Source organism: Fredinandcohnia quinoae (genome assembly GCF_022427965.1).
GTDB lineage: Bacteria > Bacillota > Bacilli > Bacillales > Bacillaceae_L > Ferdinandcohnia > Ferdinandcohnia quinoae.
Map to the genome: position 1 here is coordinate 177,093 of NZ_JAKTTI010000003.1, position 26,993 is coordinate 204,085.

Annotated in this window: 19 protein-coding genes; 3 read left to right on the forward strand and 16 right to left on the reverse strand. The window is 36.2% G+C overall.

Annotation, left to right across the window (positions count from 1 at the left end):
* Positions 1–32: 32 nt before the first annotated feature.
* From MJG50_RS04135 to MJG50_RS04175, 9 genes are all read right to left on the reverse strand, one after another.
* A complete protein-coding gene (locus tag MJG50_RS04135; RefSeq protein WP_240252972.1) occupies positions 33–1,223 on the reverse strand; it encodes an alpha amylase family protein in 1,191 nt (396 codons plus the stop codon).
* Between the two features lie 38 nt (positions 1,224–1,261).
* Positions 1,262–2,839, reverse strand: coding sequence for an FAD-dependent oxidoreductase (locus MJG50_RS04140; RefSeq protein ID WP_240252973.1), 1,578 nt, complete (start codon positions 2,837–2,839; stop codon positions 1,262–1,264).
* 59 nt (positions 2,840–2,898) lie between these two features.
* Positions 2,899–4,425, reverse strand: coding sequence for a DUF4127 family protein (locus MJG50_RS04145; protein WP_240252974.1), 1,527 nt, complete (start codon positions 4,423–4,425; stop codon positions 2,899–2,901).
* Between the two features lie 48 nt (positions 4,426–4,473).
* Positions 4,474–5,307 carry a carbohydrate ABC transporter permease gene (locus tag MJG50_RS04150; protein ID WP_240252975.1) on the reverse strand — a complete coding sequence of 278 codons (834 nt, stop codon included), beginning with the start codon at positions 5,305–5,307 and terminating at the stop codon, positions 4,474–4,476.
* 10 nt (positions 5,308–5,317) lie between these two features.
* Positions 5,318–6,217, reverse strand: a complete 900-nt coding sequence (locus MJG50_RS04155) for a carbohydrate ABC transporter permease (RefSeq protein WP_240252976.1) — start codon at positions 6,215–6,217, stop codon at positions 5,318–5,320.
* A gap of 60 nt (positions 6,218–6,277) precedes the next feature.
* Positions 6,278–7,561: an ABC transporter substrate-binding protein gene (locus MJG50_RS04160; protein WP_240252978.1), complete on the reverse strand. Its 1,284-nt coding sequence runs from the start codon at positions 7,559–7,561 to the stop codon at positions 6,278–6,280.
* 197 nt (positions 7,562–7,758) lie between these two features.
* Positions 7,759–8,355: a DUF624 domain-containing protein gene (locus MJG50_RS04165; RefSeq protein ID WP_240252980.1), complete on the reverse strand. Its 597-nt coding sequence runs from the start codon at positions 8,353–8,355 to the stop codon at positions 7,759–7,761.
* 18 nt (positions 8,356–8,373) lie between these two features.
* Positions 8,374–9,231, reverse strand: coding sequence for a MurR/RpiR family transcriptional regulator (locus MJG50_RS04170; protein ID WP_240252982.1), 858 nt, complete (start codon positions 9,229–9,231; stop codon positions 8,374–8,376).
* Positions 9,232–9,466: 235 nt separating this feature from the next.
* Positions 9,467–9,871, reverse strand: a complete 405-nt coding sequence (locus tag MJG50_RS04175; protein WP_240252983.1) for a VOC family protein — start codon at positions 9,869–9,871, stop codon at positions 9,467–9,469.
* Between the two features lie 342 nt (positions 9,872–10,213).
* On the opposite strand from MJG50_RS04175, the gene MJG50_RS04180 reads away from it, so the two are divergent.
* Positions 10,214–11,044: an MBL fold metallo-hydrolase gene (locus MJG50_RS04180; protein WP_240252984.1), complete on the forward strand. Its 831-nt coding sequence runs from the start codon at positions 10,214–10,216 to the stop codon at positions 11,042–11,044.
* A gap of 73 nt (positions 11,045–11,117) precedes the next feature.
* Here MJG50_RS04180 and MJG50_RS04185 read toward each other — a convergent pair whose 3' ends face one another.
* The 5 genes from MJG50_RS04185 to MJG50_RS04205 form a co-directional block, all read right to left on the reverse strand.
* Complete coding sequence (locus tag MJG50_RS04185; RefSeq protein WP_240252985.1) at positions 11,118–17,819, reverse strand: pullulanase; 6,702 nt, start codon at positions 17,817–17,819, stop codon at positions 11,118–11,120.
* A gap of 245 nt (positions 17,820–18,064) precedes the next feature.
* Positions 18,065–19,333 carry a mechanosensitive ion channel family protein gene (locus MJG50_RS04190; RefSeq protein ID WP_240252986.1) on the reverse strand — a complete coding sequence of 423 codons (1,269 nt, stop codon included), beginning with the start codon at positions 19,331–19,333 and terminating at the stop codon, positions 18,065–18,067.
* A 96-nt stretch (positions 19,334–19,429) separates the two neighbouring features.
* Positions 19,430–20,596: a DUF4317 domain-containing protein gene (locus tag MJG50_RS04195; RefSeq protein WP_240252990.1), complete on the reverse strand. Its 1,167-nt coding sequence runs from the start codon at positions 20,594–20,596 to the stop codon at positions 19,430–19,432.
* 231 nt (positions 20,597–20,827) lie between these two features.
* The gene (locus tag MJG50_RS04200; RefSeq protein ID WP_240252991.1) at positions 20,828–21,571 is read right to left on the reverse strand and encodes an SDR family NAD(P)-dependent oxidoreductase; all 744 of its coding nucleotides are present in this window, start codon (positions 21,569–21,571) and stop codon (positions 20,828–20,830) included.
* A gap of 66 nt (positions 21,572–21,637) precedes the next feature.
* A complete protein-coding gene (locus tag MJG50_RS04205; RefSeq protein WP_240253054.1) occupies positions 21,638–22,390 on the reverse strand; it encodes an SDR family NAD(P)-dependent oxidoreductase in 753 nt (250 codons plus the stop codon).
* Positions 22,391–22,530: 140 nt separating this feature from the next.
* Between MJG50_RS04205 and MJG50_RS04210 the strand changes: the two genes are divergently transcribed.
* Positions 22,531–23,655, forward strand: coding sequence for a LuxR C-terminal-related transcriptional regulator (locus tag MJG50_RS04210; RefSeq protein WP_240252992.1), 1,125 nt, complete (start codon positions 22,531–22,533; stop codon positions 23,653–23,655).
* A gap of 171 nt (positions 23,656–23,826) precedes the next feature.
* On the opposite strand, the gene MJG50_RS04215 is transcribed toward MJG50_RS04210, so the two are convergent.
* On the reverse strand, positions 23,827–24,222 hold the full coding sequence (locus MJG50_RS04215) for a VOC family protein (protein WP_240252995.1): 396 nt from the start codon (positions 24,220–24,222) through the stop codon (positions 23,827–23,829).
* A gap of 179 nt (positions 24,223–24,401) precedes the next feature.
* The gene (locus MJG50_RS04220) at positions 24,402–25,913 is read right to left on the reverse strand and encodes a DHA2 family efflux MFS transporter permease subunit (RefSeq protein WP_240252996.1); all 1,512 of its coding nucleotides are present in this window, start codon (positions 25,911–25,913) and stop codon (positions 24,402–24,404) included.
* A gap of 160 nt (positions 25,914–26,073) precedes the next feature.
* Here MJG50_RS04220 and MJG50_RS04225 point away from each other — a divergent pair, with 160 nt between their 5' ends.
* Positions 26,074–26,946: a TetR/AcrR family transcriptional regulator gene (locus MJG50_RS04225; RefSeq protein ID WP_240252997.1), complete on the forward strand. Its 873-nt coding sequence runs from the start codon at positions 26,074–26,076 to the stop codon at positions 26,944–26,946.
* The last annotated feature ends 47 nt before the right edge of the window (positions 26,947–26,993 follow it).

Below are 26,993 nucleotides of genomic sequence, written 5' to 3' on the forward strand. Positions count from 1 at the left end.
AAAACACTCCAGTTAGTTACTAATCTTTGATACTATTTACTATATTTTAGAAGAATGTCTTCTAAGTCATTCCACCATTTATAATCCTCTACATACACCGTATCAAAAAGCATTACTCCGCTAGTACGTTCTTTACAAAGTTCTACCGCTTTCCTAAATTGTCCAACATTATTGGTATAATCTTTTAAATATAAACTAGCAATGACGGGTATTTGTCCTTGAATAGCTTCATTACTCATTTCAATTGCACCTTCAACACTATACCAATTGGCTGGTCGATTATTTTGGATTGCCTCTTCAATATAAACTTCTGGATAGTAGCAACCCGTCATAATAAAATCAAACTCCTCTGCATATGCTGAAGTGTGATAATCCTCCGAAGTCCAAGCAAGTGATGGATGGTACATCTTGCTTGCCCAGTTTACCCCTTCGTTATAATAAAGTGGGTACCAAGAACCAACATAGATGCTAAAAATTAAATCAGAATTAACATGTTTAACAATATTTTTTGCTTTGTGAACGAAATTTTTTATATTTTTCGCACGCCACTCTGCCCATTTTGGAAATAATGGCCCAAAGTTGGGTTTCATATTATGAACTGTAAATATATCCTCCGGCCAATTTTCAATTACATGTCCGGTATATTTTTCAAATTCTGTTCGGCTTAAATTACTGAAGTCCCCAAAAATGTTAGGATATCTACATCTATCTAAGACAATCCCATCAACCTCATATTTTCCTATAACCTCTTTAATAATATTTAATTCATGTGCCTCAACTTCCGGATGAATTGGATTTACAAAGACAGTTGGATCATACTTATTTTCTGCAGCGGTAGGCATATTAGATAGTGCCTGGTCATAATGGACAACCTGCCAGTGTGGTCGATCATATACGATTCCTTCTCTTGTTAAACCATTTCCTTCGGCAAATATATCGACATTTGCGATAATTTTTAGTTCTGTACCCTTTGCAATGTCAATAAACTCTTGGAGAAAATCCCGGTCCTTCCATCCATGGTACTGTTCATCCTTCATTTCACTTACATGATATGCGTATTTACTTGGGAAAGTAGAAAAGCCATATGGGATTTTCGCGTCAATGACAATATGAGTAATATTTGCTTTTACTGCATTATTTATCAATTCTTCCATTTTTTCTTTCTTTAATAGCCTGTTACCATTTGCAAGGAAATCAACCCATAATATATTTGATTGCTCCATCTCTTTTCCTCCCTTAAACTAATTTGTTCAATTCATTTTTAAAGATCAATATCTTCGGGCCAATGTAATTGAACACCATTATTCAGTAGTAAACTTTGGTATTCATGTAAGTGACTCCGATCTTCACGGATTTGATGTGGAGTAACATTATTTAAAATTGAATAAGCAACTAAGTAACCTGCGGATTCCCCAATATTCCATTCGGTTGGATGAAGTCGATAACACCCGTTTGTAATTTGTGTAGTTCCAATATTTTTACAAGAAGGAATCAGATTCTTCACACGTACTGGCAATAATGCTCCAAGTGGAATTTCATATGGATAATTTGGAATATAAAAGCTTCGATTTGAAACAGTTGTATGATGCAAATCTAAGTGATAGCTCCCAACACCGACACTATCAAAATATTCACAAATCCCTTCATTCCCCCTTATTTCTTTGCTGACATCCTTCTCTGTGATTGTATATACGGCTTTTATTCTTCTTGATTCCCGAATATAAGGATACTTAGCAAGACCATCTTCTGTATCTAGAACATCTTTTCGTAGTCTTAATCCTGGGAACCCTTTCCCTCCATCTAGTCTTGGAGCTTCGGTTTGTAACCAATATAATAGAGATAGGCTTTGCTGTTTCGCATTATATAAATTTCTTTCTCTTTCCTCTTCTGACACTTCATAGATTGGACCTAGAAAATAATCATTTTGTGCCCAGTTGATTAATGAAATATCGCCATCATATATATTCCCTTCGATATTTTCTGTATCTACTATTCTTCTATATGTAAATAACGAAGGAATTCCTTGGTCATTAGGCAGCAATGTAAATTGTTTTAATTTAGATGTGTCATCAGCATCTGTTGCATACCAGCTTAACAGAGGTAAATGAGAGAAATTAGGAATAAGTTCACGCCAGAATTCATACTGCTCTGGTTTTTCAATTACAAAATTTCCATCTTCAATATAATCAACAGCAAATACAAATGTGAATGATTGCATATCAATCGGATTTGCAACCTCTAACGCATGTGGCTCCCCAGTTTCTTTGATTGACTCTGCTCCTGATACATATTCAACACCTGCAATAGGGAGGACGTCACCGCACTCTGTTGCATCTAAAAAGTACTTACCAGTTAATTCAATTTTATCTATCCCATTCAAATGGGAAGCAATCACTGAATTAATAACATCTTCTTCAGTAGAAGCCTTTTCAATACTGTAGTTATACAGAATCTTGATTTTCCCGCTATTAATATATGGACTAAGCATGTCCTCGATAACTTGGAGAGCTACCTTTGGTTCATGTGCCAAACGGCTCACCCATCCATTACCTGGATTTAAGATTTCATTTTCCATCGCCTCTTTAGTAAGAGGATAATTATCTTTATAATATTGACGAACTCTATTTCGGAACTCCCGATAGGTTTGAGTACATCCATATTTTTCAATCCATTTATGTTCATCTGGAGGTACTGCCTGACTTGTAAGCTGTCCTCCCAACCAATCTGTTTCTTCCGTCATTATTACCTTTAAACCCATTTTGGCAATTGCTAAGGAGGCTATACATCCACCCAAACCTCCACCTAACACAACAACATCAGTAGCTTCTTGCTTTATCATTGGCAGTAACTCCTTTATATTTCCTACTCATATAGAGAAAATCTTGCTCTTATGATTTATTACTTTCTTATCGAAAGGTGTTCAACCTTTAATCCCACTTCAAACATTCGACTCCAAGGCATGTAGCAATCGGTAATGACAATATCGTTTTCCTCATCCTTAATATAATCATTAATAAAATCAGTCAACCGCTGTTTTACATTTCTAGCGATTTCTCCTCTTTTTCCATCAATTTTAAAATAATCATATCCGTACTCCGGCAAGACCTGTGTTGTCACTTGATTTCTTACAACACTGCAATATCCAGCATCCTCTATAAAACGTAATGCCAGAAAATTATGGTGTGTTTGCGTATTTCCATACAAACTGTAGATGATCCCTTGTGCAATACAGGTACCTAACGTATTAGAGCTTGTATTCCATCCTGCATATCCTGCTAACGAAAAAAGTAGCCCCTTCTTTTTCATTAATTTTAAAAGACCTAAATCTGAGCCATTAGCAAAAGCTACATCTGCAATTACACACGGAATATTCAAGTTTTCTAATATGTACTCAAGTTGTTCAACAAGTTCAATCAAATTTCTGTCTACCTGGTATTTTGTACTCTGATTTTGCTGGTTAACAGCTTCCATCATCGGCTCAACCGGTGAGTTCAAAAGCAAGGCCAAATCAGCATCTTTTAAGCTTGGCGACAATAATCCGCCAGCAGCTAAAATTTGATATTTAAGACTCTCCATTAATGGCCGATCTTCATAAAGGGGTGTTACAAATGGGCCTTGAATACTAGAAAAAAGTGGATAGATTAACGGTCGTTTCCCTTTAAATTTATTTAGCATTCTTGCTAAAAGGGTACATCCAACTTCATCTGCACCAGGATACATATATGCTTTTAACTCGAGATTAAGTGAGGAAATTGCACCACGAACCTTCTGTTGATCAAGAGCTGTCCATCCATATGGAGCAGAATCATCCTGTGGAATAATTAGAAAGTCTATAATTCCCTTGTTGACATATTCGAGTACTAGCTTGTTAACTTCTACATTTACATTTCTTCTAGATAAATAATCTTCAAGTACATCGTTCGGTACCAATTTTTTTAGATTTTGATAGTTTGATACATCTTCATCTGTGGCTAGTCCAGCAGAATGCAAATGATGCAACTTTCCATATTCAAAAATTTCTTTACCCCACACATCATAATAATCAGGTTCTTCATCACTACTTGAATACTTTGGACATCTCATAATTAAGTTAAATGCGTACAATTTCACTTTCGGATTCAATTCTTTGATTCGGGAAAGCCGTTTCAACGAGTTTTTACAATCATCCAATGATAAATGGTGTAATCTCGATGGAATAATTCCTCCATATAGAAGTGTGTCCAATGAAAGAATAATACCGTCAGCATCTATTGATTCCTGATATAACCACTCCCAGATTTTTTCGGTATGACCTGGTACCTTTTTATCACCCATGATGTTCATATCTGGTTTTACTAGATTTACTTCCGATTGTTCTACGAGAAAGCCTGGAAATGAATAATTACATGGGCGCTCATCTAAAGGAATATAAGCAATTTTATACATGAGTAAATCTCCTTTTCATTCCTTCACACATTTCAGGTGAAGAAGGAATTAACCTTTTACTGCACCAGAAATACCTTCCATATAATACTTTTGTGTAAACAGGAATACGATAATAATTGGAATAACAGAGATAACAGTTCCTGCTGCAATCCATCCAAAGTTATATGAAAACTGACCATTTAAGAAACTTAATGCAGAAGCTAGAGGATACTTATCCGTATTTAATACAATAATTGGCCAGAGAAAGCTATTCCAATTCCCCATGAATTCAAATAGAGCAACTACAGCAACAGCTGGTTTTATCATTGGCATCATCAGCTGTGCCCAAATACGAAATTCTGAAGCGCCATCCATCTTTCCAGAATCTCTTATATCGAGAGGAACTCCCATAAATGCTTGCCTTAATAGAAAGACATTAAATACGGTAACAATTGAAGGAAGCACCACACCTATAAAACTATTAATAAGCCCTAACTTATTAATTGTTAAATAATTTACAACTAGCGCAGCTGCTGCTGGAATAATCATCGTTGCGATTAGTAATAAAAAGATGGTGTTTCTCCCTCTAAATTTAAATATTGCTAATGGATAAGCTGTTAAAGCACAGAATAAAATACTTAACGTTAAACCTAAAAAGGTGATTATTACCGTATTCCAAATATATTTTAGGAAGTCCATATACTGCCAAACTTCAATATAATTTTTGAAATCAATAAAAGTTGGCAAAATTGCAGGAGGAAAAGCAAAGATATTTTTCCCAGGCATAAGTGACACACTTAATAGCCACAAGAATGGTCCCATCATAAATAGGGCAAATATAATCAGCAGAACATATATAACCGTTTTATTAACAGCATTTTTTAATCGTTTCGTATTTTTCATAGTTCATCCATTAATATGGATTTACACCACCCTTCTTGTTAAAGACGAAGATGAAAATACTCATTAACATAATAATTAAACTAATAATTAAACCTAAAGCTGATGAATAACCAAATTCGAATTGTTCGAAACCTTGTTGATAAATATACACACTACTTGTTAGTGTTGCATTACCTGGTCCTCCAGAGGTTAATACGAATACTTCATCAAAGACACGAATGGCTGACATTAAGGAAATTAATGTACAGAAGAATACATATGGCTTAAGTAATGGAACAGTAATCTTTGTGATGATTTGGAAGGTACTTGCTCCATCTATTCTTGCAGCCTCGATACAGTCAGTAGGGACTGATTGTAAGCCCGCAAGATAGATCATCATATAATAGCCCAAGCCTTTCCATAACGTAATAAACATTAGTGCCCAAAGAGCCGTATCTTTATCAGACAACCAACTGATTTTTTCACTTAGGACTCCCGTTGACATTAGCAAGTAGTTTAAGACTCCATTTTGGCTCATTAACCAGCCCCATATAATGGATACAGCTACCATTGAGGTGACAACTGGGATATAATAAGCAGCTCTGAAGAATTTTATACCTGCAATATTTCTATTAACTAGAATTGCCATTAGGATTGAGATAATTTGTATGAAAGGTACAATTATCATGTATAATAGTGAGTTTTTTATTGAGGCAATAAAATCTATATCTGAAAATGCCCTTGTAAAATTGTCAAAGCCAACAAATTTCGTTTCACCTATAACAGAATAGTTGGTAAATGCTAAAGGTATACTATAAATAATTGGCCAGAATGTGAAAAGAGCAAGTAAGATTAGCCCTGGTGCCATAAATAACCATGCTGTTCTCGCTTCAGAATAGCGTTTAAAGAAATTTGCTTTTTTCGCTTGCATAAGGTGTTACCTCCTATCAAAAAAGGGCAGATTAACCTCTGCCCTTTCAATTTTCTTATGTTAACGACTTAGAATATCATTAATTTCTTTTTCTGCAGCCTCTAGTTCAGCATCAAGATCTTGATCATTAATATAGATATTTTGAAGATGCTTATTTAGAGTTTTATTAACGTCGTTAGCATTTTCAATACCAAGGTAGAAGTCAGTTGCTTTATCTAAGCTTTCAACAGATGCAGTAAGAGCCTGTCCTTCTAAAGTTCCATCATTTTTATAGAAGAATTCATCTTTAGCAGAATCCTTTGTAGAAGGAAGTGTACTTGCTACTTTTGAAAATGCTAATTGATTTGCTGCATTTGTTACATAATGTGCAAATTCTGTTGCAGCATCAACATTATTAGATGCTTGTGGAACTACTAGGTTCATTGAATTTGTAAAACGAATTCCAGCTTTTCCAAGTGGAGCAGGAACTGCAATTGTTTTTGCATATACATCTGGTGAAGCTGTTTTTAACTGGTTAATAAATGAAGAACTTGAGATTATCATTGAAACCTGTTCACTACCAAAAAGCTGAACTTGTTTATCAAAAGCTGGAATATCCTTTGGAATAACACCTTGTGAAATTAAATCGATATTTCCGTTAATATAATCCTTTACTTCGTCATTATTGAAAACAGCTTTATTATCTTCTACAATTTTAAATCCTTCTTCGAGAATAGATCTAGTTTCCATTGTGAATACGTAGCCATATGCATCAGTTTTTTCTTTAATTTGTTTACCCCAATTAGCTAAATCTTCTTTTGTTTGTGGAGGATTATTTATATCTAAACCAGCTTTCTCAGCTAATTCAGTATTAATATATAAGACTGGGATTCCTGTATACCATGGAAGTGCATAAGCACCATTATCAATTACAGTAGAATTATAGATTCCTTCAAAGTAAATACCTTTTTGCTCGTCAGTAAGTTCTTTATTAAAATCTACTAAAGCACCTTTAGACGCCATTTGGTTTGCTAACTCCGTGTTTAAATTTACAACATCAGGAGCTTTTTTACTCGCAATACTAGTTAATAATTTATTTTGAACTGCATCATAAGGGAAGTCCTTCCAATCAATCTTTACATTTGGATGGTCTGCTTCATATTTCGCTATAATATCATTAAAATAATCATTAAATGTTGGCTGAAGGGAAATTGTCCAGAATTCAACTGAAACTTCTTTGTCTTTATCTTTATCCTTTGAACCCTCTGATCCACCTGAACTGTCTGAACTACATGCTGCTAGAATACCAAAAGTTAGTAAAAAAGCCATTCCTACTGAAAGAATTTTCTTTAGATTCTCTTTCATTACTTTCACCCCTATTATTTGTTTTATCAATTCGGTTTAAGATATTCTTTTTACACCTCCGCCCATTTGTAAGAATTAGATTCTCGTTTTAAGCGCTTACATCAAGGAAATATCTCCCTGTCTGAAATATATCACTTTCTGGAGATTAAATCCACCTATTTTTAAAAAAATAAAAAAAATATCCAATTTTCCCGATTTTAATTACTTTTCAACCTTTTATCTTCAGCAAACATTATAAAATACTGTGTAAACGCCAGAAGGCTAAATGTCATCAAAAACGGAAGAAACTTAAGGTATACCGAAAAAATAATGATAGTACTATTAATAACAATGATGATCATCAGTTTAATTGGATTTTTTATTACTAGCCTAAAACTACTAGCAAATATTCTTTTAATATTATATTCTCCTAATATAAGAAGTTTTGTTATATAGGTATATATACAAAAGAATAAAAGTATGACAACTACTATAAACGGCAGAAAAAAGTTCTGCAGTTCATTCGGAAAATAAAAAGTAGCAATAACATCCCCAATAATGAGTATTGAAATTGACAAGAGAATAAGCCAGATTTTTATCCCTTTTCTACTATATTTACTAAATAGAATGAAATAGGATTTCCAGGCTGGAATTGGTTCTTCCTCTGCTGTCATTTTGACTGATCCAACTAATGCAGCATAAGCAGGAAAAATCGTGAATAATGGTAATGAACATATTATGAATAAAAAGTTTAAAATAATTAAATCTAATATATATTCAAGAACCTCAAAAAATTTATTATTGGATGAATTCATCACCTTCACCTATTTCTCTCAATAAAGTTTATCCAAGACAGATTCAGCTGTATTTTTTATTGCTTTAGATGATTGTTCTTTTTTCTGAAGAGCTGCGTTAGTTGCCAAAACATCTAAAAGTAAAAGTTGAGCAATTTTGGATGAAAATATACTCCCTTCAAAAGGCGATTCCTTATTAGCAGCAAGTAGGATTAAGTCAGCATATTTTGTAATTGGTGATCTTGCTTGATTGGTAATGCAAATGATATATGCATTGTTTTTTTTAGCAATTTTTATTGCATCTACAACATCCTTTGTACTACCTGATGAAGATATTGCGATGATTACGTCCCCTGCTCCTAATAAAGAAGAGGTCATGGACATGATATGAGAGTCAGAAACATGCTCTGCATTATACCCCAACCTCATTAATCGATGTTGTCCATCTAATGCAGTAAATCCAGATGATCCTACACCAAAGAAGAATATTTTTTTCGCACCATTAATCTTCTCTATAGCGATCTGTAAAGTTTGTTCCTTAAGTAATGCAAGGGTATCATTTAGCGCACTAATATTTTGATTAGCAATCTTTTTTGAAACGATTTCTAGCGAATCACCTTCATCGATTTTTCCATATACATGTTCGTCATTTTCCATTAAGTTTTGTGCAACTGCTAATTTAAAGTCCTGAAATCCCCTATAACCTAATTTTCTGCAAAAGCGAATAACTGTTGTATCACCTACACCAACCATTTCTGCCAAATCAGTTACCGAGGAATATACTGCTTCAGCATGATGAACAATTATATAGTCAGCTACTTTTTGTTCTGTTTTAGTAAGTGAGTTGTAAACAGATTGAATCATTAGAAGAGGATTAACTTTCTCCGTTCTGGACATTGCCGACACTCCTTTTTAGTATATTTATATATATTTTACATGAAATAATAATCCAATATAATTTTAAAAGGTGGATTATTCCTCCTCTTCAGAATATAGAATACTTCAATATTCGTCAATATCCGTCTATTCTTTCTATTTGATAGATAAATAAATACAAAGAAAAAAAACCATCCAACATCGGACGGTTAAGGATCCATTTTATTATTTTTTAACAGGCAATAACATTTCTTGCTTATTGTATATAACTTTGATCCATGTACAATATTTCCCAATTATGTCCATCAATATCTTGAAAACTCCTTTGGTACATAAAGCCATGGTCCTGCGGGTCGCTTGAATGATTTCCGCCTGCCTCAATTGCTTTGTTAACAAGTTCATCAACTTTTTCCCTACTATCTACAGCTAGGGCAAAAATAGCTTCCGTACTTTTGCTCGTATCTGTAATTTCCTTATTCGTAAATCTCTTAAAGTGTTCTTCAACTAATAGCATCGCATAGATTGTATCACTGATGACCATACATGCTGCATCCTCATTCGTAAAATGTGGATTAAATTCAAATCCTAAGGTAGAGAAAAATTCCTTTGTTTTATTTAAATCTTTAACTGGTAAGTTTACAAATATACTTTTATAATCCATAACATCCCTCTTCCTTTTTTTAAGTATGTTTTACTGCTAATTTCACTAGCTTTACGGAACTCATTTTAAGCATATTCACTGTATTCCTTTGTAATCACCTCCTATTTTTAACAATCTGCAGATTATATATACATAATATTTTGTAAATTCATATTTATCAAGTTATTTTTATAAAGAACTACTCATGCAGGATTAGTTAGATTCCAGCAATAGAAGACCCTGCATTAATTACCTCATTAATCTATTTAGACGAAAATGTATGTTGAAAGGGATAATCAAATAATGAATGACCATTCATTTTGTGTTAAAATTTAGCCAAGAGGAATGAGTGGGGGGATTATCATGCTATTTAAGAAAGGTTTTTCAGAAAAGGTCGTAAACGGGGTACGCTTGGGAAACGGAACCGTTTCGTTTCAACGTGTTAAATTAAATGTTCATTGCTTCTTCCTGGATGGTGTATTACTTGATACTGGTGCCCAGTCGTTAGAAAAGGAATTTAAACCATTTTTTCAAGATCTAGATATCGATCAAGTTGTGATCACACATTTTCATGAAGATCATACAGGTTGCGCTAGATTCCTCCAGCATGAACGGCAAATACCACTATTTATGAATGATCAGATGATTGAATACTGCCGGAATAAAGCTGATTATCCATTGTATCGTAAGCTGTTTTGGGGAAAACGAAAACCATTTCAAGCTATGGCAATCGGGAAAACCTTTCAGTCCACCAATGCAACATGGGATGTGATTGAATCACCTGGACATGCAATTGATCATGTTGCTTTTTTAAATCGTGAAACAGGGCAGTTATTTACTGGTGATTTATACTGTCAGGAGCGGACTAAGGTCGTTCTACGGGAAGAAAAGATACCAACAATTATTGAATCATTAAAAAGGGTATTAACCTATGATTTTGATGAGGTCTTTTGCAGTCACGCAGGTTTCTTGAAGAACGGACGTGTTGCTTTACAACGGAAACTAGCATATTTGCAGGAATTGCAAGGAAAAATCATTGACCTTCATGATAAGGGCTTAACACCAATAGAAATAAACACTGCCTTGTTTCCGAAAAAATATCCCATTATGTTTTTTTCATCAGGAGAGTGGGACTCCATCCACATCGTGAATTCTGTTCTTAAGGAACATACTCATAGATCCTTAACATTATAGGAATATACCAGGATTTTATGAAAAAAAAGAAACCACAAGAACCGTCCCTATGGTTCCTGTGATTCCATTTTCACTATAATTCGTTTAATACGTTAAGGGCTCTGTATAGCATTACTGCGGCTTCTGCTCGAGTTGCGTTGTCTTTTGGAGCAAATTTGTTTCCTTGTCTTCCGAAGATGATTCCAAGGGCAGTCGCTTTCTTGACTGATGGTTTTGCATATTTACCTATTTGTGCTTCATCTGCAAATGGCTTCTGTTTTGATAATTCCTTAGTTAGATCAGCATTAGCATATTCTACTGCACGAATTATCATGGCTGCTATTTGTTCGCGCGTAATGAATGCATTTGGATCAAACGTATCTGCAGACGTTCCATTGACAATTCCTGCATGATAAGCAGCTTCAATTCCTGGATAAGACCACGTGCTTTTATCGGTTACGTCCTTAAACACACCTTCATATTTGGTCTTTGGCAGGTTCAATGCTCTTGCAAGTAAAACAGCAAATTGTGCACGAGTAATTTTCCCTTCAGGATTAAAAGTAGTCGGAGAAGTACCATATGTTATCGAACGAGAAGCAAGTACTTCTAGCTCATCCTTTGCCCAATGATTTTTGATATCATCAAAGGTAATATCATCTCCAACGATTACAAATTTTGAAAAGTGATTTGTTTTAAATGTCACTTTACCCTCTGAATACGTACCACCTACATACTCTAATTTATTGCCATTGATATAGTATGCTGCCACTTTACGTTTATCATCGATCGTAGACACCGACACTGGAACAGATATTTCTACCGGTTCACTGAAAGTAGAGAGTGTTGTTGTTTTACCGCCTTTTTCAGTTGTTATTGAAAATTCAAATACATCCGAAATAGCGGTTCCATTTCCAGGGATTCCTGTGTTTTTAGCCAATCCAATCTTAATTCGAATTTTATCTTGTGACGTCTTCACAAGATTTTTTACAACCTCGGATGGTAGCGTTACTTGAACCTTCCCAGCTTTTATCACTAGTGGTTTAGACGATTCTGCAATTTTTTCTAAAATAGCATTCGTAAATTCTACTGCTACTTCAGGTTTTTCTTTCGTCAACTCTGAAACCTCTACTTGGATAACAGAAGCATTTGAATCATTAATCTGGCTTGCGATGTTATTTTCATCGACGACATATACATTGCTAGTTGGTGGAGCTGGGGAAACACCTCCGCCACCATTACCTGGATTCTCTCCTGGCTTCGCATTCGCAACTTTAATCACAATTGTTGTTAACGGATCTATTGTTAATATATCCTTTGTTAAGGTAAAACCAGACTTTTCTTTGACAGGATTAGTACCAGCCTCGTCATTATCTACAACGACACTTCCATTTGTAATATCATTGTCTCCTAGTGTTAACGTACGAGCTGTGTGATCAGCATTGACAAATACATAGTATATGCCTGTACCGTCTGTTGATTGGTTTTTATACGCAATCAGTAAATCCGATGATTTGATTTCAGGAGCTTCAAGTAATGTTACATTTTTATTCACAAGCTCTTGCTCACCTAATCGGAAAGCATTCGTTGATTTACGTAACTCGATTAACCCCTTTGTGTAAGCCTGAGTTGTTGTATTAACTGGGTACAATTCTTCATTTGTCGCTTTTTCCCAGTCAAATTTATTGATGGCATCAGATGAATCATACGAGTCATGGATGAAGTAAGGATTTGTAAATGGCTTTCCATTTTCATCTACTAATGCATGATACTTTTGCTCTGGTACCCCTTCGCTTAACCATTGTTTCGTTCGACCATATTCTTGACCTGCATGGATAAATGCTGTACCTTGTGACGTTAAAATCATAGCATTACCAAGGCGAATTCGTTTGTGTATTTCCAGATCATTCGCTGGAATAGCTGGGTCCTTCTTAATTGATTGTGCGATGACATCATATAATGGTAAGTTATCATGTGCTTCGATATATTGAACCATATCACCGGGATCATCTTCAGCTGTATTCGATGGCTGTCCTTTGAGATTATTGAAAATAACCTGAATATCACGGGCACCACCTGTTAAGAATCGCGGTTCTCCTTCAGAACCGAAACCAGATTTTAATTCATTGCGAATTTCATCTGAGAATACGCCAACATGATCAGTTTTATCCATCCAATCCTGGTCTGCACCCATTCCCGCAAGTGTTGGATCAGATAGATCGCCAGCAAATGTTCGCCATCCTTCACCAATAAATAATGCATCTGGATTGATTTTAGCTGCAGCATCATATGCATTTTGAATTGCTGGATAAGTCGCATCCCCCATCATATCAAAACGCATTCCGTCTATTTTATATTCATCAAACCAATATTTCACAGAATCTATTAATAATTTTTCAGACATTTGATGATTCGTTGCTAGGTTATTCCCAAAGCCACCAAGGAAGTTCCCCTCTGTATCCTGGAAGAAATAATAATTCGGTACAATATCATTTAATTGACTCGTTTGTGCCATATGCGTATATACAACATCAAATACGACACCCATACCAGCATCATGAATGGCATCAATTAATTTTTTCATTTCCTTGATTCGCAATTCTGGGTCTGTCGGGTCTGCTGAATAAGCTCCATCAGGTGAGAAGTAATTATGCGGGTCATAGCCCCAGTTGTATTCATTTCCACCTGCTGAATAGGCAAGCTCCCTTTCGCCCATCCTCGTCTCATCACCGTAGTACCATGACATGACAGGAAGTAATTGAACATGGGTTACACCAAGTGATTTAAGGTAATCTAGCTTATCGATAAAGGACTCATATGAACCCCATCTTCCGTTTAAATCACCTTCAATTGAAGGATCGGATGTAAAATCACGAACATGTACTTCGTATATAATGGCATCCTCTCGTTTTTTATAGCCGTCGATCGATGCATGGCTAAACCCTGCTGGGTTTGTACCTTCCAAATCTACAATCGCCGCTTTACCAACCATATCGCCATCTGGTCCTGCTTCACCATTTGTATTAACAGTGAATGCAGCCATTGATTTTGCATAAGGGTCTAAGACTGTTTTTTCAACACCATCGTTAGTTACTTCATATTGATAGTAGTAGCCTCTTAAGTCTGTCACACCTATTTCAGATGCAGTAATATCTGCGGACCAAACGCCCTTTTCCCCAAGCGTTAACTCAACAGTCCCAATTTGAGTTGCCGCATCTGCTTTATCAAAAAATGTTGCAACAACCTTACTTGCCTTTGGTGCCCATAATTTCAAAGTTGCATTGCCATCGCGATATGTTGCACCTAGATCATCACCTTCATATGCATACTTCGAATCAATTAATCTCCAACTAGAATTTGCTGTAACCGTTCTGCTAGCAAATGATATCGTTAGCGGTAATTTTTCTAAATCAATTTTTGCTTTAATCTCGACAGTCATATCACCGGTTACTTCTGCACTAGTTGCAGTTATCTCAGTTCCCGCTGCATCCTTAATCTTTAAATCTGCTAAAATACTTTCTGATGTTAATCCTTCTGTCATCGTAAAGTTTAGGAGAATCGTATCCTCTGAAATCACTTCAGCTGACGTAATACCAGAAGCCGAATCCCAGTAAGGTGTAACATAGACATTATTATCTCCCTGTCTTACCCATAGGCGATTATATCTATCTAATAAATTGAAGGTTTTATCACCGCCATCTTTACCTGCGTCGCCTTTTGACTCATCCATTACGATAAAACCAATTTGTTTTGCACCTTCATTTAAAGCAATATCCACATAGGCACCGTATTGGTCTCTTCCTGCAAAATCTTCAGCGCCAGTTGGCCAGTTATCAGTAGGGGTTTCCACATCACCCCACGTCCATGCACCGTAATGATCATAATCCGCATTGTCACGAACATAATGAATCCGAACGGTATTTTCCGGCAATTCTACTGGTTCAAATGTGAATACTTCATCCGAACCTTGCTTGATCCAAAGCTCATTGATTTCAGGATTCGTAATTGTAAAAGCTTTGTCACCGCCGTCTTTTCCTGCATCTCCTTTCGTAACATCCATCACGAGGAATCCGATGCTTTTCGCGCCTTCTTTAAGCTCTACATCAACATAGGCACCATAACGATCTTCTTTTTCAAACATGGTTGCACCAGTTGGCCAATTTGCAGATGGTGAGGCAACGTCATTCCATAGCCATGCACCGTAGTTTTCATAATTTCCATCTGTTCGATTATAGTGAATACGGATGTGATTATCTGGGATTTCACCATCATCAGTTCCACCTTCTGAAGTCACACCTGTAATCGAACCGCCATCCACTGTTAACAGTACCGTTCCGCCGTCTGTATTGGAAGGGATTGTTAGTGAAACCTCTCCTGCTTCATTTGCACTAAACGATTCACCACTATAATGGTCAGTCACAACAGCAGCTTCCCCGTCAAGCTTTAAGGTAACAGTTGTTGCTTGTTTGGAGACGTTCAGTCCAACGTATACTGATTGATCATCGTAGTTGCGTTCAAATAATAAATACTTTTCACCATTGGAACCACCAATTTTGGTTCGGTTTCCTTTTGCAAATACTTCAGAGTGATCGCCTCTGAAATTTAATATCTTCGTATAATGAGCTAAAATGTCATTCCCTTCGGTAATTCCCCAATCGAGGTCCTTACGATTATCGTAAAATGGATAATTATTAGCACCACTTTGTCCAAGCTCTTCCCCGTAATAAATAATGGGTTGTCCTTTTGCAGTTGCTTGAAGAGAGGCAGCTACCTTCAGTTTACCTTCATCCCCACCAACTGAATTAAGGAATCCATCCTCGTCATGACTTCCTAAAAATTGACCGAGGGTTGCTGTATTGTCAATTTTTCCATTACGAGCTATTAAACGATCATTAGCCCCTGTAAGATCACCATTCACGAAGGTTTTTGCAATTTCTTTAAAACCAAAATCAAGTAGTGAATCCATCATACCTGTTTCCAGATAGCCAAGATCATCCGTATCGCTGGCACCCCAAGCCTCACCAATCATCTTATGCTCAGGCATTTTTTCTGTAATTGCATTTTTGAATGCCATCCATGTTGCATCTTCTACGTGTTTCACCGTATCCACCCGGAAATAGTCGATACTGTTTCCATTTGCAGTCCTTGACTTGTCAATCCAATCTGTTTGCCATTGAATGATTTGTTCACGAACGGCTGGGTCTTCTGTACGAATATCAGGAAGTCCAGATAACTCGCCAACTACATCATCCGAGCCAACATTTTCACCCTGACGTATTATATTACTAAATCCTGCTCGTTCCTCATCTGTCGGATACCCTGCTGGAGGATTCTCTCTTTCTCCGTCAAGCTCCTTCAATCCATATCCAGTATGGTTTAACACGACGTCCACCATCATTTTCATTCCGCGTGCATGGGCTTCATCAATCAATGTATGGAATTCTTCCATTGTGCCAAAATGTGGATTTAACTCACCGAAGTTGCTAGCCCAATATCCATGGTTCGCATAATATGGTTCACCTTCTACATCTGTCCCGACATCATATTTAATATTTTCGACGATAGGACTAATCCAAATCGTATTCACACCAAGCTTGTCCAAATAATCTAGTTTCTCTGTAATCCCTTTAAAATCTCCGCCATGATAGGTTCCGCTCTTTTTTGTATCATAATCCATGTTGTACGGATCGTCATTGGCTTTGTTACCATTAAAGAATCTGTCGGTAAACATGAAATAAATAATCGCTTCATCCCAATCGAAATCACTCCCCGATTGTCTTGTCTCTATTTCAATCTCTGTTGTACCAACATGTTTATTTCCATATGAATCTATTACTGTAATAGGAATTGATTTCACACCAGCTGGTATATGATCAGCTACTGAAATCGTAATCTCTTTTAATATAGGGTCAATTTGTAATGCTTCTGAGCCTCCTAAGGCTGATACATCTGCATACATTTTGGCAATCGAAAGTCCTTCTGTTATGCCATCTATGTCAACTTTTAGTACTGCATTATCATTATAATCAATCACATTCGGTGACACAGTGCCAGTAACAGTTAATTCGGTTTTGTGAAAACTTATTTTCGATACACCATCAACCGTATTATATGGGTCATTCACCTCAGTTGTTTCACCGTCAATCGTTACAAGAAAACTATAGGCAGTTTCTCCATTCGGTACATCCTGATACTCAGCTACAAATCTTTCATTTGAAGGCTCATACGTCATTTCATGAGTTTCACCATTCATCTTTAACTCTACTTTTTCAATTGTATCCATCTTATCATTACGGAATAGTTCCGGATCACGATAATAGAAAGTCGCATCCCCATCATTCATGACAGGAGCAGACCCGTCTGGTACAATTCTTATTTCCTCAACACCACTCGTTATGTAGGCTTTTGTAAGTGAATCATTTTTATTCACCGGAATAAAGCGATCACCAAATTCTTTTTCAGCCGTATTCCAATCCTCCGTACTGCGGAGAACAAAACCAAATTGTTTTGTTTCGGGTGCAACGGCTATATTGGCAATTGCTTTTTCTTGTTCATACGTTTCAAAATCAATCTGATCTTCTTTCACACCCGTATTCCATACCCAAATGTTCCACTCACCAAAATCTTGATCCTCACGAATATACGTAAAGCGCACAGTACGTTGATTCGGATCAGATTCATTGATAACGGTTACATTTTCAGCCGATGCTTGTTGAATAGGCACATAGGGGGCCCACAAACTTAACATCATAACCGCAATCATTAAAATAGAAAATTTCCGTCTTGAATCCTTTTTCATGGCTACTCATTCCCTTCTTAATAAATTTTTTATTGGCAGGAAGTCTTTTTTCACGAAAACCTTTGCACTATTTTTTCATATACTATATCAATACTATATTTCTTACTTGAATAATATTTACGCAAACGTTTTCGCAATTATTTTTCATTCTATTATATATAATTTGAATTTTCAAGCAAATCAATGAACTTTTTTGAATTTAATAAAAAAGTGGTCCCTACCCCATGTAGGAACCACATAAAATTTTAATGCTCTACTTCTCTAATCATTCCATCTTCTTTTGCCCCATCCACAATACTTTTCAAATCATGTCCAGATGGGTTCTGGAATAAGCGAAGCCCGAACTCCGGTGCTACGGCAAAAAGGTGGTCAAAAATGTCAGCTTGAACCGATTCATACACGGCCCAGCTTATATCACTTGTGAAAACATATATTTCCAATGGTAACCCATGTTCGTTCGGTGCTAGCTGTCTAACCATTAGAGTCATTTCCTGATTGATTCCAGGATGCTTTTGAAGGTAGTTGTTAATATAGGACCTAAAAACTCCGATATTTGTAAGAGCTCTACCATTCACCGGATTGCTTCGGTTTATTTCGTTCTTAGTATTATACTCTTCAATCTCTTGTTCCTTTATAACAATATAGTCCGATAGATAAAGGATATTTTTAAACTTCTCAATCATCTCCTCCGTACAAAACGTAATGCTCGTTGTATCGATGAATAAAGACCGTTTAATCCTTCGCCCTCCAGAGTTTTGCATCCCACGCCAATTCTTAAAAGAATCGGAAATCAATGCATAGCTCGGAATCATTGTAATCGTCTTATCCCAATTTTGCACCTTAACTGTATTTAATGAGATTTCAATAATATCTCCATCAGCCCCATATTTCGGCATTTCAATCCAGTCACCAACCCGTACCATATCATTGGCAGCCAATTGAACACCTGCAACCAGTCCTAATAACGAATCCTTGAAAACTAACAGAAGTACGGCAGAGAGAGCTCCAAATCCACTTAGAAGAATAAGGGGGCTCTTACCGATTAGGTTCGCAATAACCACAATAGCTCCAAGCGTGATTACGATAATTTTAATAACCTGAATATAGCCTTTAATCGGCTTAATCTTTGATATTTCAAAGGTGTCATAAATATCATTGAACGCATTTAATAAACTATTGATTACCATTAATCCTGCAATAATGATATAGGTAATCGCCAGCTTTTCAATCAAGCTCTCATAGGTTTCAAAGGATCCAGAAAATGAATAGATAATAATCGCAGGAACGATATGGGATAACTTCCGGAAGACCTGTCTCTCCAAAATGATATTACCCCACTCTAATTGATTAGCTCTTACGATATGTGTGATAATCCTAATTACAATCTTTTTCGTGATTAAATTCGCTACGAAACAGATGATTGCAATAAAAAGAATCATAATAACAATCGAAAGATACCTTGCTAAGTCAGGATCTAATTCATATTTTAAAAGTTGGTTGTTGATGAAATTCATATTCTCCTCCTTTGAACCACAGGGACGGTTCTTCTGGTTCTTTCATTTTGTGAAAAGAAATAGATGAATCGACCCGCTTTTGATGATTCCTCTGCTTTAAAGTGTTCCCGGTTCTAGTCGAAATCCTTCTAGAACTATATCTTCGTCAATTTCCAATAAAAGGCATTTTTTTCCTTGATACATGATATACTTTACATTTTTCATTTCCTTCGGGTTAATCGATAGCTTGGCAACCTTTGTATCGATTTTTATCGATTTAGGCACTAAACTTTTCGCTTTGAATTCGTGATTTTCATCATCTATTACATTTTTGAACGCATGTTCAACTTTCGCAGTATCTACGTTTTCAACCCCACTGACCGTTAAAATCCGTTCGATGTCTTTGTAGTCCAACATCGGGGTAGGAGAGTCACTCTCTTCATCTTCTTCATTCTCCTGCACTATCTTATCAATTTCTTCATATACATTCGAAATCACCCGGGTATCGACTTCATCACCCATGACATTTTTCAAAACTAGTTCGAAGCTTACTTTTTCTTCCTCAACCGTGATAATATCTTCACACATAAGCACATCTTCAATAAATGTTACATGCGGTTCATTTGCTTTTCCAGCATAGTATAAAATATGATTCACATCTGCAGCGTTATCAATAAATGCCGGAAACATAAAGCCAGACAACGGAGAAGCTAGGTTAATAACTGGATCAACAGCATTATTTGCTCTGAATTCTTTTTGAATATAATCAAACACCAAGGCTTTTTTCTGCTGATCCGTTTTATTTAGGCTGCAAAGGATAAATTCGCCAGAATAAACCTCATCATCGCCACCTTCTTCGGATTCCATATCCCTCTTTCTTGTCGGTTTTCGGTATTCCCCACGGATAAATGTGACCATCGTATCGAAATCATATACCGTATGAGCGAACATTTTTCCAACGATTTTTAGCATACTCTCTTTCCAATCTTCTGTTGTAGCAGCTTGTAAGCCTTCAAAGAGAATCGTTTGCGTACTGCCTTCTACATCCCGTTTGAATTTTAAATCAAACAGCTTCGCATCAAGCTCACCTGTTAAAACCTTTTTGAAGTTAGCTAAAAATAGCTCTTGTTCTTCTAAGTCTAACATTTGAAAAGGCATACTAACATGATGATAAATCTCAGCGGATTCTTTTTTTACATATACATTGAAAATTTCTCTAATTTTCAAAAGATCATTGTTCACCTTAAATTGCTTCCGAATATTCGCTATGTCTTTCTTATTCATATCTCTCAACTCCCATTCTTCGATTATACTGTTCATCTAAAAAAATAGTAATACTTGAAATTTTTTTAGCCTTGCTTGCACGATTAACCTCATTTGAACTAGTTTTTCCCACAAAGGCCCTTTGTCAATAAAAAAAGCAGCCTAAATTGGCTGCTTCACTTTGCTTCGTTTTCACATTGATGCTATTCAATTAATTAAAAATTCTTTTTTATGGAAGCAGCTTCCATTCCATTATTGAGCTGTATAGCCACCATCTACAAGTAGGCTTGTCCCATTTACAAAGGATGAATCATCACTCGCCAAGAATAATACAGCTTTTGCCACCTCTTCTGGTTTTCCAAGACGTCCTTGTGGATGTAGTGAAATTAGATGTTTTTTCCCTTCATCACCAGCACCAGCAATTAATGGAGTATCAATATATCCAGGGCAGACCGCATTTACTCGAATACCATTTTTGGCATAGGTTGCTCCCAATGTCTGCGTTAATAGCTTAACTCCACCTTTAGCTGAAGAATAGGCTGTTACCCCTACCTTACCAACATGGCTGTGAATTGAGCCTGCATTTACAATAACTCCGCCGCTCTCTTGCTTCAACATTTGATCAATCGCATATTTATCAGAAAGAAATAAGCCAGAAAGATTAATGTCTATCGTTCTTTTCCAATTTTCATATGTTAATTCATGAGCAACTGCATCATTCGCGATTCCAGCATTTGCATACATAATATCAAGTTTTCCATATTTATTAATTGTCTCAGCTATCATATTTTTAACATCATCTTCGTTTGTTACGTCTGTTTTCACAAATAATGTATCAAAACCAGCAGCATTCAGTTGTTCTGATAATTCTTTTCCACGCTCAGAGAAATCAGCAATCACGACCTTTGCTCCCTCTTTTACAAAAAGACGTACTGTTGCTTCACCAATTCCACTTGCTCCACCTGTAACGATCGCTACCTTGTTTACTAGTTTCATATTTCTTCTCTCCATTTCATCCATTTACTTTCCAGTTCAACGATGGTTTCTGCAATTTTACATAGCTTATCTTGCTGTGGCTCCACCATCAATCACTAGTTCAGATCCGGTTGTAAAAGCTGATTCATCAGATGCAAGGAATAGTACAGTTTGAGCAACCTCTTTTACCGATCCGAGGCGACCTAATGGGAAGATATTACTTAATTCTTCTTTTGAATTCCCAGTTACTTCAGAAGCATATTCAGCCATACCTGTATTAATATATCCAGGGTGGATTGAGTTTACTCGAACTCCCATTGGTGCGTACTCCATTGCGGCATCTTTTGTCATAATGCGAACAGCCCCTTTACTTGCCCCATAAAGAACATGACCTGGTGCACCTGTTAAACCAGCGATAGAAGAAGCGTTAATCACTGATCCTTTATGTTGTTTCGCCATAAGTGGCATAATATGCTTCATTCCTAAAAATACACCAGTCACATTAATAGACATCAAGCGATTCCATTCTTCTAATTCAAGTTGAGTAAGAGGTTTGATGATATAAATACCAGCATTATTAAATAGAACATCTACTTTACCAAATGTCTTGATGGTTTCATCAGCGACTTTTTTCCAATCTTCCTCTTTACTAACATCATGCTGAATAAATAATGCTTCCCCACCGTTTGCTTGAATATCTTTAACTACTTGTTCACCAGACTCTATATTAATATCAGTAATAACGATTTTTGCTCCCTCTTTGGCAAACAATATCGCTGTTTCCTTTCCAATTCCAGTACCACCACCAGTGATAATTGCTACTTTGCTGTCAAGTCTCATCATGCATCACTACTCCTTTTTTGATATACCTTTATTTTACTCCTCTCATATTTAAATCCCATCCTACAAAATACTGTATAATAAGAGCATTCCACCCCCTCATTTATAGGGGTATTTTGTTCTAAGGAGAAGAAACACCAATGACTCATCCTTTACATCCATATGAAGAAATAACATTTCAACAATTTATCTTGTTCATCAAAAGCCATAACAAACAGATTGATGATAATATAAATATCTATTTAAACAACGAACCCAACCTTACTGATACAGATCGAAAAATGGTTGAAGCATTGCTAAAATCATTTTTCCGTTTATTAACCTCCCCTTCTGTTAGCGAGATAAATGAGCAATATGAACAATATTTAGACACATGGGTACAATCCCAATTGGCATTTTTAAATGTAAAAAGCTTTAATCTTTTCCATTTAATTTTTGAAAAATCAATCGTTACATTAATGGTCAACATGAAACATGCCCAAAATATATCTATTCTTATGTTTCTACAGTCGATTTTTTCTCATCTTGTTCACAGCTATGACAATTGTCGAGAGGTAGAAAACAAAACAGATATGAATCAAGTTGAACGTAATAGATTTCAAGTAATTGACAAATTAAACGAACTATTAATTAGCTCTGCGGGAACAAAAGACTTTGCACATATTTTGAAAAAATGTGAGGAATTCTTTCAGTATAAACGCTGTGTTTTCTACGCTTATATCCCTTGGTCACATGAATTTTACGGTGTAATTGGATCTGAATTATCAAAGGTTCAAAGCATGCGCGGAAATATTGGATTTTTAAATACAATCTTTCATACAAAGAAACCAATCTTTTTAAAAAAACCGCAGAACTATGTCCAAGAGAAACACATTAAATTGTTCAATCTATCCTCAGTCATATTTGTACCAATCTTTCATCTCGATCAAGTATTTGGATGGATGACCTTTGATCAAGAAGGTGAGGAATTTGATTGCTCGGTGGAAGAATTAGCCTTACTTGAACTAGTTGGAAAAAGGCTTGGCTTATTTTTATCAAGGGATAATACTGAGGTTCCATTAAACTCCGGCCTTCAACTAACCGAAAGAGAAGCCGAAATCCTCGACCTACTTGCGGAAGGATATGACAATAAGAAAATGGCCGAATTACTGTATTTAAGCGAACACACTATCAGAGACTATGTAAGTAACCTAATGACAAAACTAAAAGCAAAAAATCGCACACAAGTCGTCGCCTCAGCCTTTCGATTAGGTCTGTTAAGGTAAACCAGGGGTACGGTTCTCCCGGTTCCTTCATTTTGCGAAACGAAAGAACCAAGAGAACCGTCCCTATTGCCCACAGAAAAAAGCAGCCTAAATTGGCTGCTTCACTTCGCTTCTTTTTCACAATGATGCTATTTGATTCATTGAAACTGAGAATCTTTTTTCTATAAGTATTTACTTTGCATTCTCATCTGGTTGATGAATTCCAAATACATTTCCTTCTGTATCCATATAGTATCCTTGCCACGCCATTCCAGGCAGAGCATATTTTGGCATTGCCACCTGGCCACCGGCACTCAGGATTTTTGCTTCGGCTGAATCGTAATCCTCGACACCCATCGTACATGAATATCCATTCAATGCCTGTCCCTGTGTAGGTGGTGGGCTTTGACGTTGCATCAACGCACCATCAATGCCAGGTTCATTTGCATCACCTGTCACAGCTCCAAAATAAGGCATGCCAGCAAAGTCGCTCCAATCTTCAAAAGTCCATCCAAATACCTCTCCATAAAACTTCTTTGCACGTTCCATATCATCCACATGAATTTCGAAATGAATTAATCTTCCCATCTAATCGATACCCTCCTAAATTTTTTTCGTAACGTTTATCTAATTATTCTGTCTACACTTAAAAACTCCTTCTTCATTATGGAAATAAGTATTGAAATTTATACATGTAAAAAGCCGCCTTCCATTAAGAAAGCGGCTCTTGCTAGTAAGACTATAACCAGTCACAAGGAATGCCTCATCTAGACCGTTGCAGGCTTAGATGAAGTGTTGTTTTGTTGTTCTAATTTGCTTACTGCTTCTGCACTTGTGTCCACACGTTTTACAAATAGCGCCATAACAAGGACTACGATATTGATTACTAGCGTTACATAGAATGAATATTGAATTCCCGCTAATAATGCATGTTGCGTTAAAGAAGCTGTCGAAGCCTCAGTTAATGTTGCAGGATCAACTCCAGCCATTAAGTCTTTAGCTTCTGATTTCGTTACAGAGTTCATGATGGTAATCAGAATCGCTGTACCAATTGAACCTGATACTTGTTGGGCTGTATTGTTAATAGCAGTACCATGTGGGTTCAAACGAGTTGGCAATTGGTTTAAACCATTTGTCATGATTGGCATCATTACCATAGACATCCCGAACATACGTAAAGAATAGATAAAGATGATATACGTATAGCTTGAATCGATTTGTAGCTTTGCAAGCATATAGGTTGATATCGCTGTAACTGCAAGCCCAACAACTGCTAACAGACGCGGACCAAATTTATCAAATAGTTTCCCAGTAATTGGTGACATAATTCCCATAATAATCGCACCTGGTAACATCATTAACCCGGAATCAAGCGGTGAAATACCTCGTACGTCTTGAACATACGCTGGTGTTAAAATCATCCCAGAGAACATTGCGACCGCATTAACAATCGCAATTACTGAAGCAAGTGCAAACATTGGATGTTTGTAAACTCGTAAATCTAATAATGGTTCATCCATTTTTAACTGGCGAACAATGAATGCTATTAGTGCAATTCCACCAACGATTAACGTTGTTAAGACGACTCCATCAGACCAGCCATCTGCACTTGCTGAACTTACTCCATACAATAATCCACCAAAACCAATACTTGATAATACAACTGATAAATAATCAAGAGTTGCATTTTTATTCTGTTCCATTACATTAGTAGATTTCCAAATAGCTAGTAATAAACTGATAACAGCTAATGGTAAAATCATTTCAAAAAGAACGCGCCAATCATAGTATTGGACGATATATCCTGAAAGTGTAGGTCCGATTGCAGGTGCAGTAATCATAACGAGACCAAAAACTCCCATTGCCGCACCACGTTTTTCACGTGGGAAGCTTACTAACATAATGTTCATTAATAAAGGTCCCATTACCGAAGAACCTGCCGCTTGAATCATACGTCCAGAAAGTAGTACTTCAAAGTTTGGAGCATACGCTGCTAATGCAGTACCTAACGTGAAGATTGCCATTGAGGTAATAAATAAACTACGGTTTGAGAAACGTGTCATTAAAAACGCGGATGCCGGAATTAATACACCACTGACGAGCATATATCCTGTCGCCAACCATTGTACAGTTGAGTAATCTTTAATACCTAAGTCGACCATAATCGTTGGTAGAGCAACGTTTAATAGCGAATTGTTGAGAAATGAAACAAATGCGCCAATGAATAAAACAACTAACATTACATAAGGTGTTTTTTTAGTTTGTAAAACTGAATCCATATATTCTCTCCTCTTATCTTTTATAAATTCTTTCTACACTCGAATGATTTTATACTAAAAGTTCAAAATCTGCAACACTTTTGTACTAATGGTATAAATTGATTGTATTTCCGGTAAAAGAAAATTATACTTATTACATAGAAATGACAGGAGAGACGGCATGAATAATCGAAAAAGAAAAGTCGCAGATATCGCCTTAAAATTATTTATTGAAAAAGGCTTTCAACAAACCTCTATCCAAGAAATTATTGAAAAAGCGAATATTTCCAAAGGAACATTTTACAATTATTTCACCTCAAAGAATGATTGTATTGCAGATATATTGGAATTTCTTCGTTATGATGCGAGCCAAAAGCGAGTTGCCATTCAAATCGGTAAAGATCCACAGGATCGTAAAGTTTTTATCGAACAAATTACGATCTTAATTCAATTGAATGATGAACGGAATTTACATGCACTATTTGATGCGATCTTACATTCCAATGAAACCGAGCTAAAAAAATTAGTGCTGCAGCATCGAGTTATCGAAATGGAATGGCTGTCTAATCGTATGATTGAAGTCATGGGGGAAGAAATTCGCGAATATGCATTCGAAGGGGTCGTGTTATTTTATGGCATGTTACAACATATGTTATTTACATTGCGGCTCACGAATAGCCCGTATTCTTTACATCATTTAGCTGATGTCATTCTGTCATATATGGAAATGATTATTCCAAATATGATGAAGAATGGCAGTTTTATGTTAAATTATTCAGCAATTGATTTACTTCGTACACATGTTGATAAAAATGTTGTATCGAAACCAGAATTAATCGAATTAGCTGAACAACTCCAGCAGCATTATACGTTTAACGAAGATCAGCAAGATTTTTTCGATGTGATCATGTACGAATTGCAACGTGAGCGCATCCGAAAAAGTGTCCTAGTGAAATTATTGAAACCGTTTCAACAAATATTTAACGAAACTCCAATTGAATCTCAAGTCCACCGTTTCACTAATATGGTCTGGTATTATTTGAAGTCCATTTAAAACAGAGAAATGGGAATGAGGGGCATTACCTATTTTCATTCACAAAA

What these genes read in the sequence shown, in the direction of transcription:
- MJG50_RS04135 (WP_240252972.1), bottom strand. Translation starts at nt 1,223, where the DNA reads ATGGAGCAATCAAATATATTATGGGTTGATTTCCTTGCAAATGGTAAC.
- MJG50_RS04140 (WP_240252973.1), bottom strand. Translation starts at nt 2,839, where the DNA reads ATGATAAAGCAAGAAGCTACTGATGTTGTTGTGTTAGGTGGAGGTTTG.
- MJG50_RS04145 (WP_240252974.1), bottom strand. Translation starts at nt 4,425, where the DNA reads ATGTATAAAATTGCTTATATTCCTTTAGATGAGCGCCCATGTAATTAT.
- MJG50_RS04150 (WP_240252975.1), bottom strand. Translation starts at nt 5,307, where the DNA reads ATGAAAAATACGAAACGATTAAAAAATGCTGTTAATAAAACGGTTATA.
- MJG50_RS04155 (WP_240252976.1), bottom strand. Translation starts at nt 6,217, where the DNA reads ATGCAAGCGAAAAAAGCAAATTTCTTTAAACGCTATTCTGAAGCGAGA.
- MJG50_RS04160 (WP_240252978.1), bottom strand. Translation starts at nt 7,561, where the DNA reads ATGAAAGAGAATCTAAAGAAAATTCTTTCAGTAGGAATGGCTTTTTTA.
- MJG50_RS04165 (WP_240252980.1), bottom strand. Translation starts at nt 8,355, where the DNA reads ATGAATTCATCCAATAATAAATTTTTTGAGGTTCTTGAATATATATTA.
- MJG50_RS04170 (WP_240252982.1), bottom strand. Translation starts at nt 9,231, where the DNA reads ATGTCCAGAACGGAGAAAGTTAATCCTCTTCTAATGATTCAATCTGTT.
- MJG50_RS04175 (WP_240252983.1), bottom strand. Translation starts at nt 9,871, where the DNA reads ATGGATTATAAAAGTATATTTGTAAACTTACCAGTTAAAGATTTAAAT.
- MJG50_RS04180 (WP_240252984.1), top strand. Translation starts at nt 10,214, where the DNA reads ATGCTATTTAAGAAAGGTTTTTCAGAAAAGGTCGTAAACGGGGTACGC.
- MJG50_RS04185 (WP_240252985.1), bottom strand. Translation starts at nt 17,819, where the DNA reads ATGAAAAAGGATTCAAGACGGAAATTTTCTATTTTAATGATTGCGGTT.
- MJG50_RS04190 (WP_240252986.1), bottom strand. Translation starts at nt 19,333, where the DNA reads ATGAATTTCATCAACAACCAACTTTTAAAATATGAATTAGATCCTGAC.
- MJG50_RS04195 (WP_240252990.1), bottom strand. Translation starts at nt 20,596, where the DNA reads ATGAATAAGAAAGACATAGCGAATATTCGGAAGCAATTTAAGGTGAAC.
- MJG50_RS04200 (WP_240252991.1), bottom strand. Translation starts at nt 21,571, where the DNA reads ATGAAACTAGTAAACAAGGTAGCGATCGTTACAGGTGGAGCAAGTGGA.
- MJG50_RS04205 (WP_240253054.1), bottom strand. Translation starts at nt 22,390, where the DNA reads ATGAGACTTGACAGCAAAGTAGCAATTATCACTGGTGGTGGTACTGGA.
- MJG50_RS04210 (WP_240252992.1), top strand. Translation starts at nt 22,531, where the DNA reads ATGACTCATCCTTTACATCCATATGAAGAAATAACATTTCAACAATTT.
- MJG50_RS04215 (WP_240252995.1), bottom strand. Translation starts at nt 24,222, where the DNA reads ATGGGAAGATTAATTCATTTCGAAATTCATGTGGATGATATGGAACGT.
- MJG50_RS04220 (WP_240252996.1), bottom strand. Translation starts at nt 25,913, where the DNA reads ATGGATTCAGTTTTACAAACTAAAAAAACACCTTATGTAATGTTAGTT.
- MJG50_RS04225 (WP_240252997.1), top strand. Translation starts at nt 26,074, where the DNA reads ATGAATAATCGAAAAAGAAAAGTCGCAGATATCGCCTTAAAATTATTT.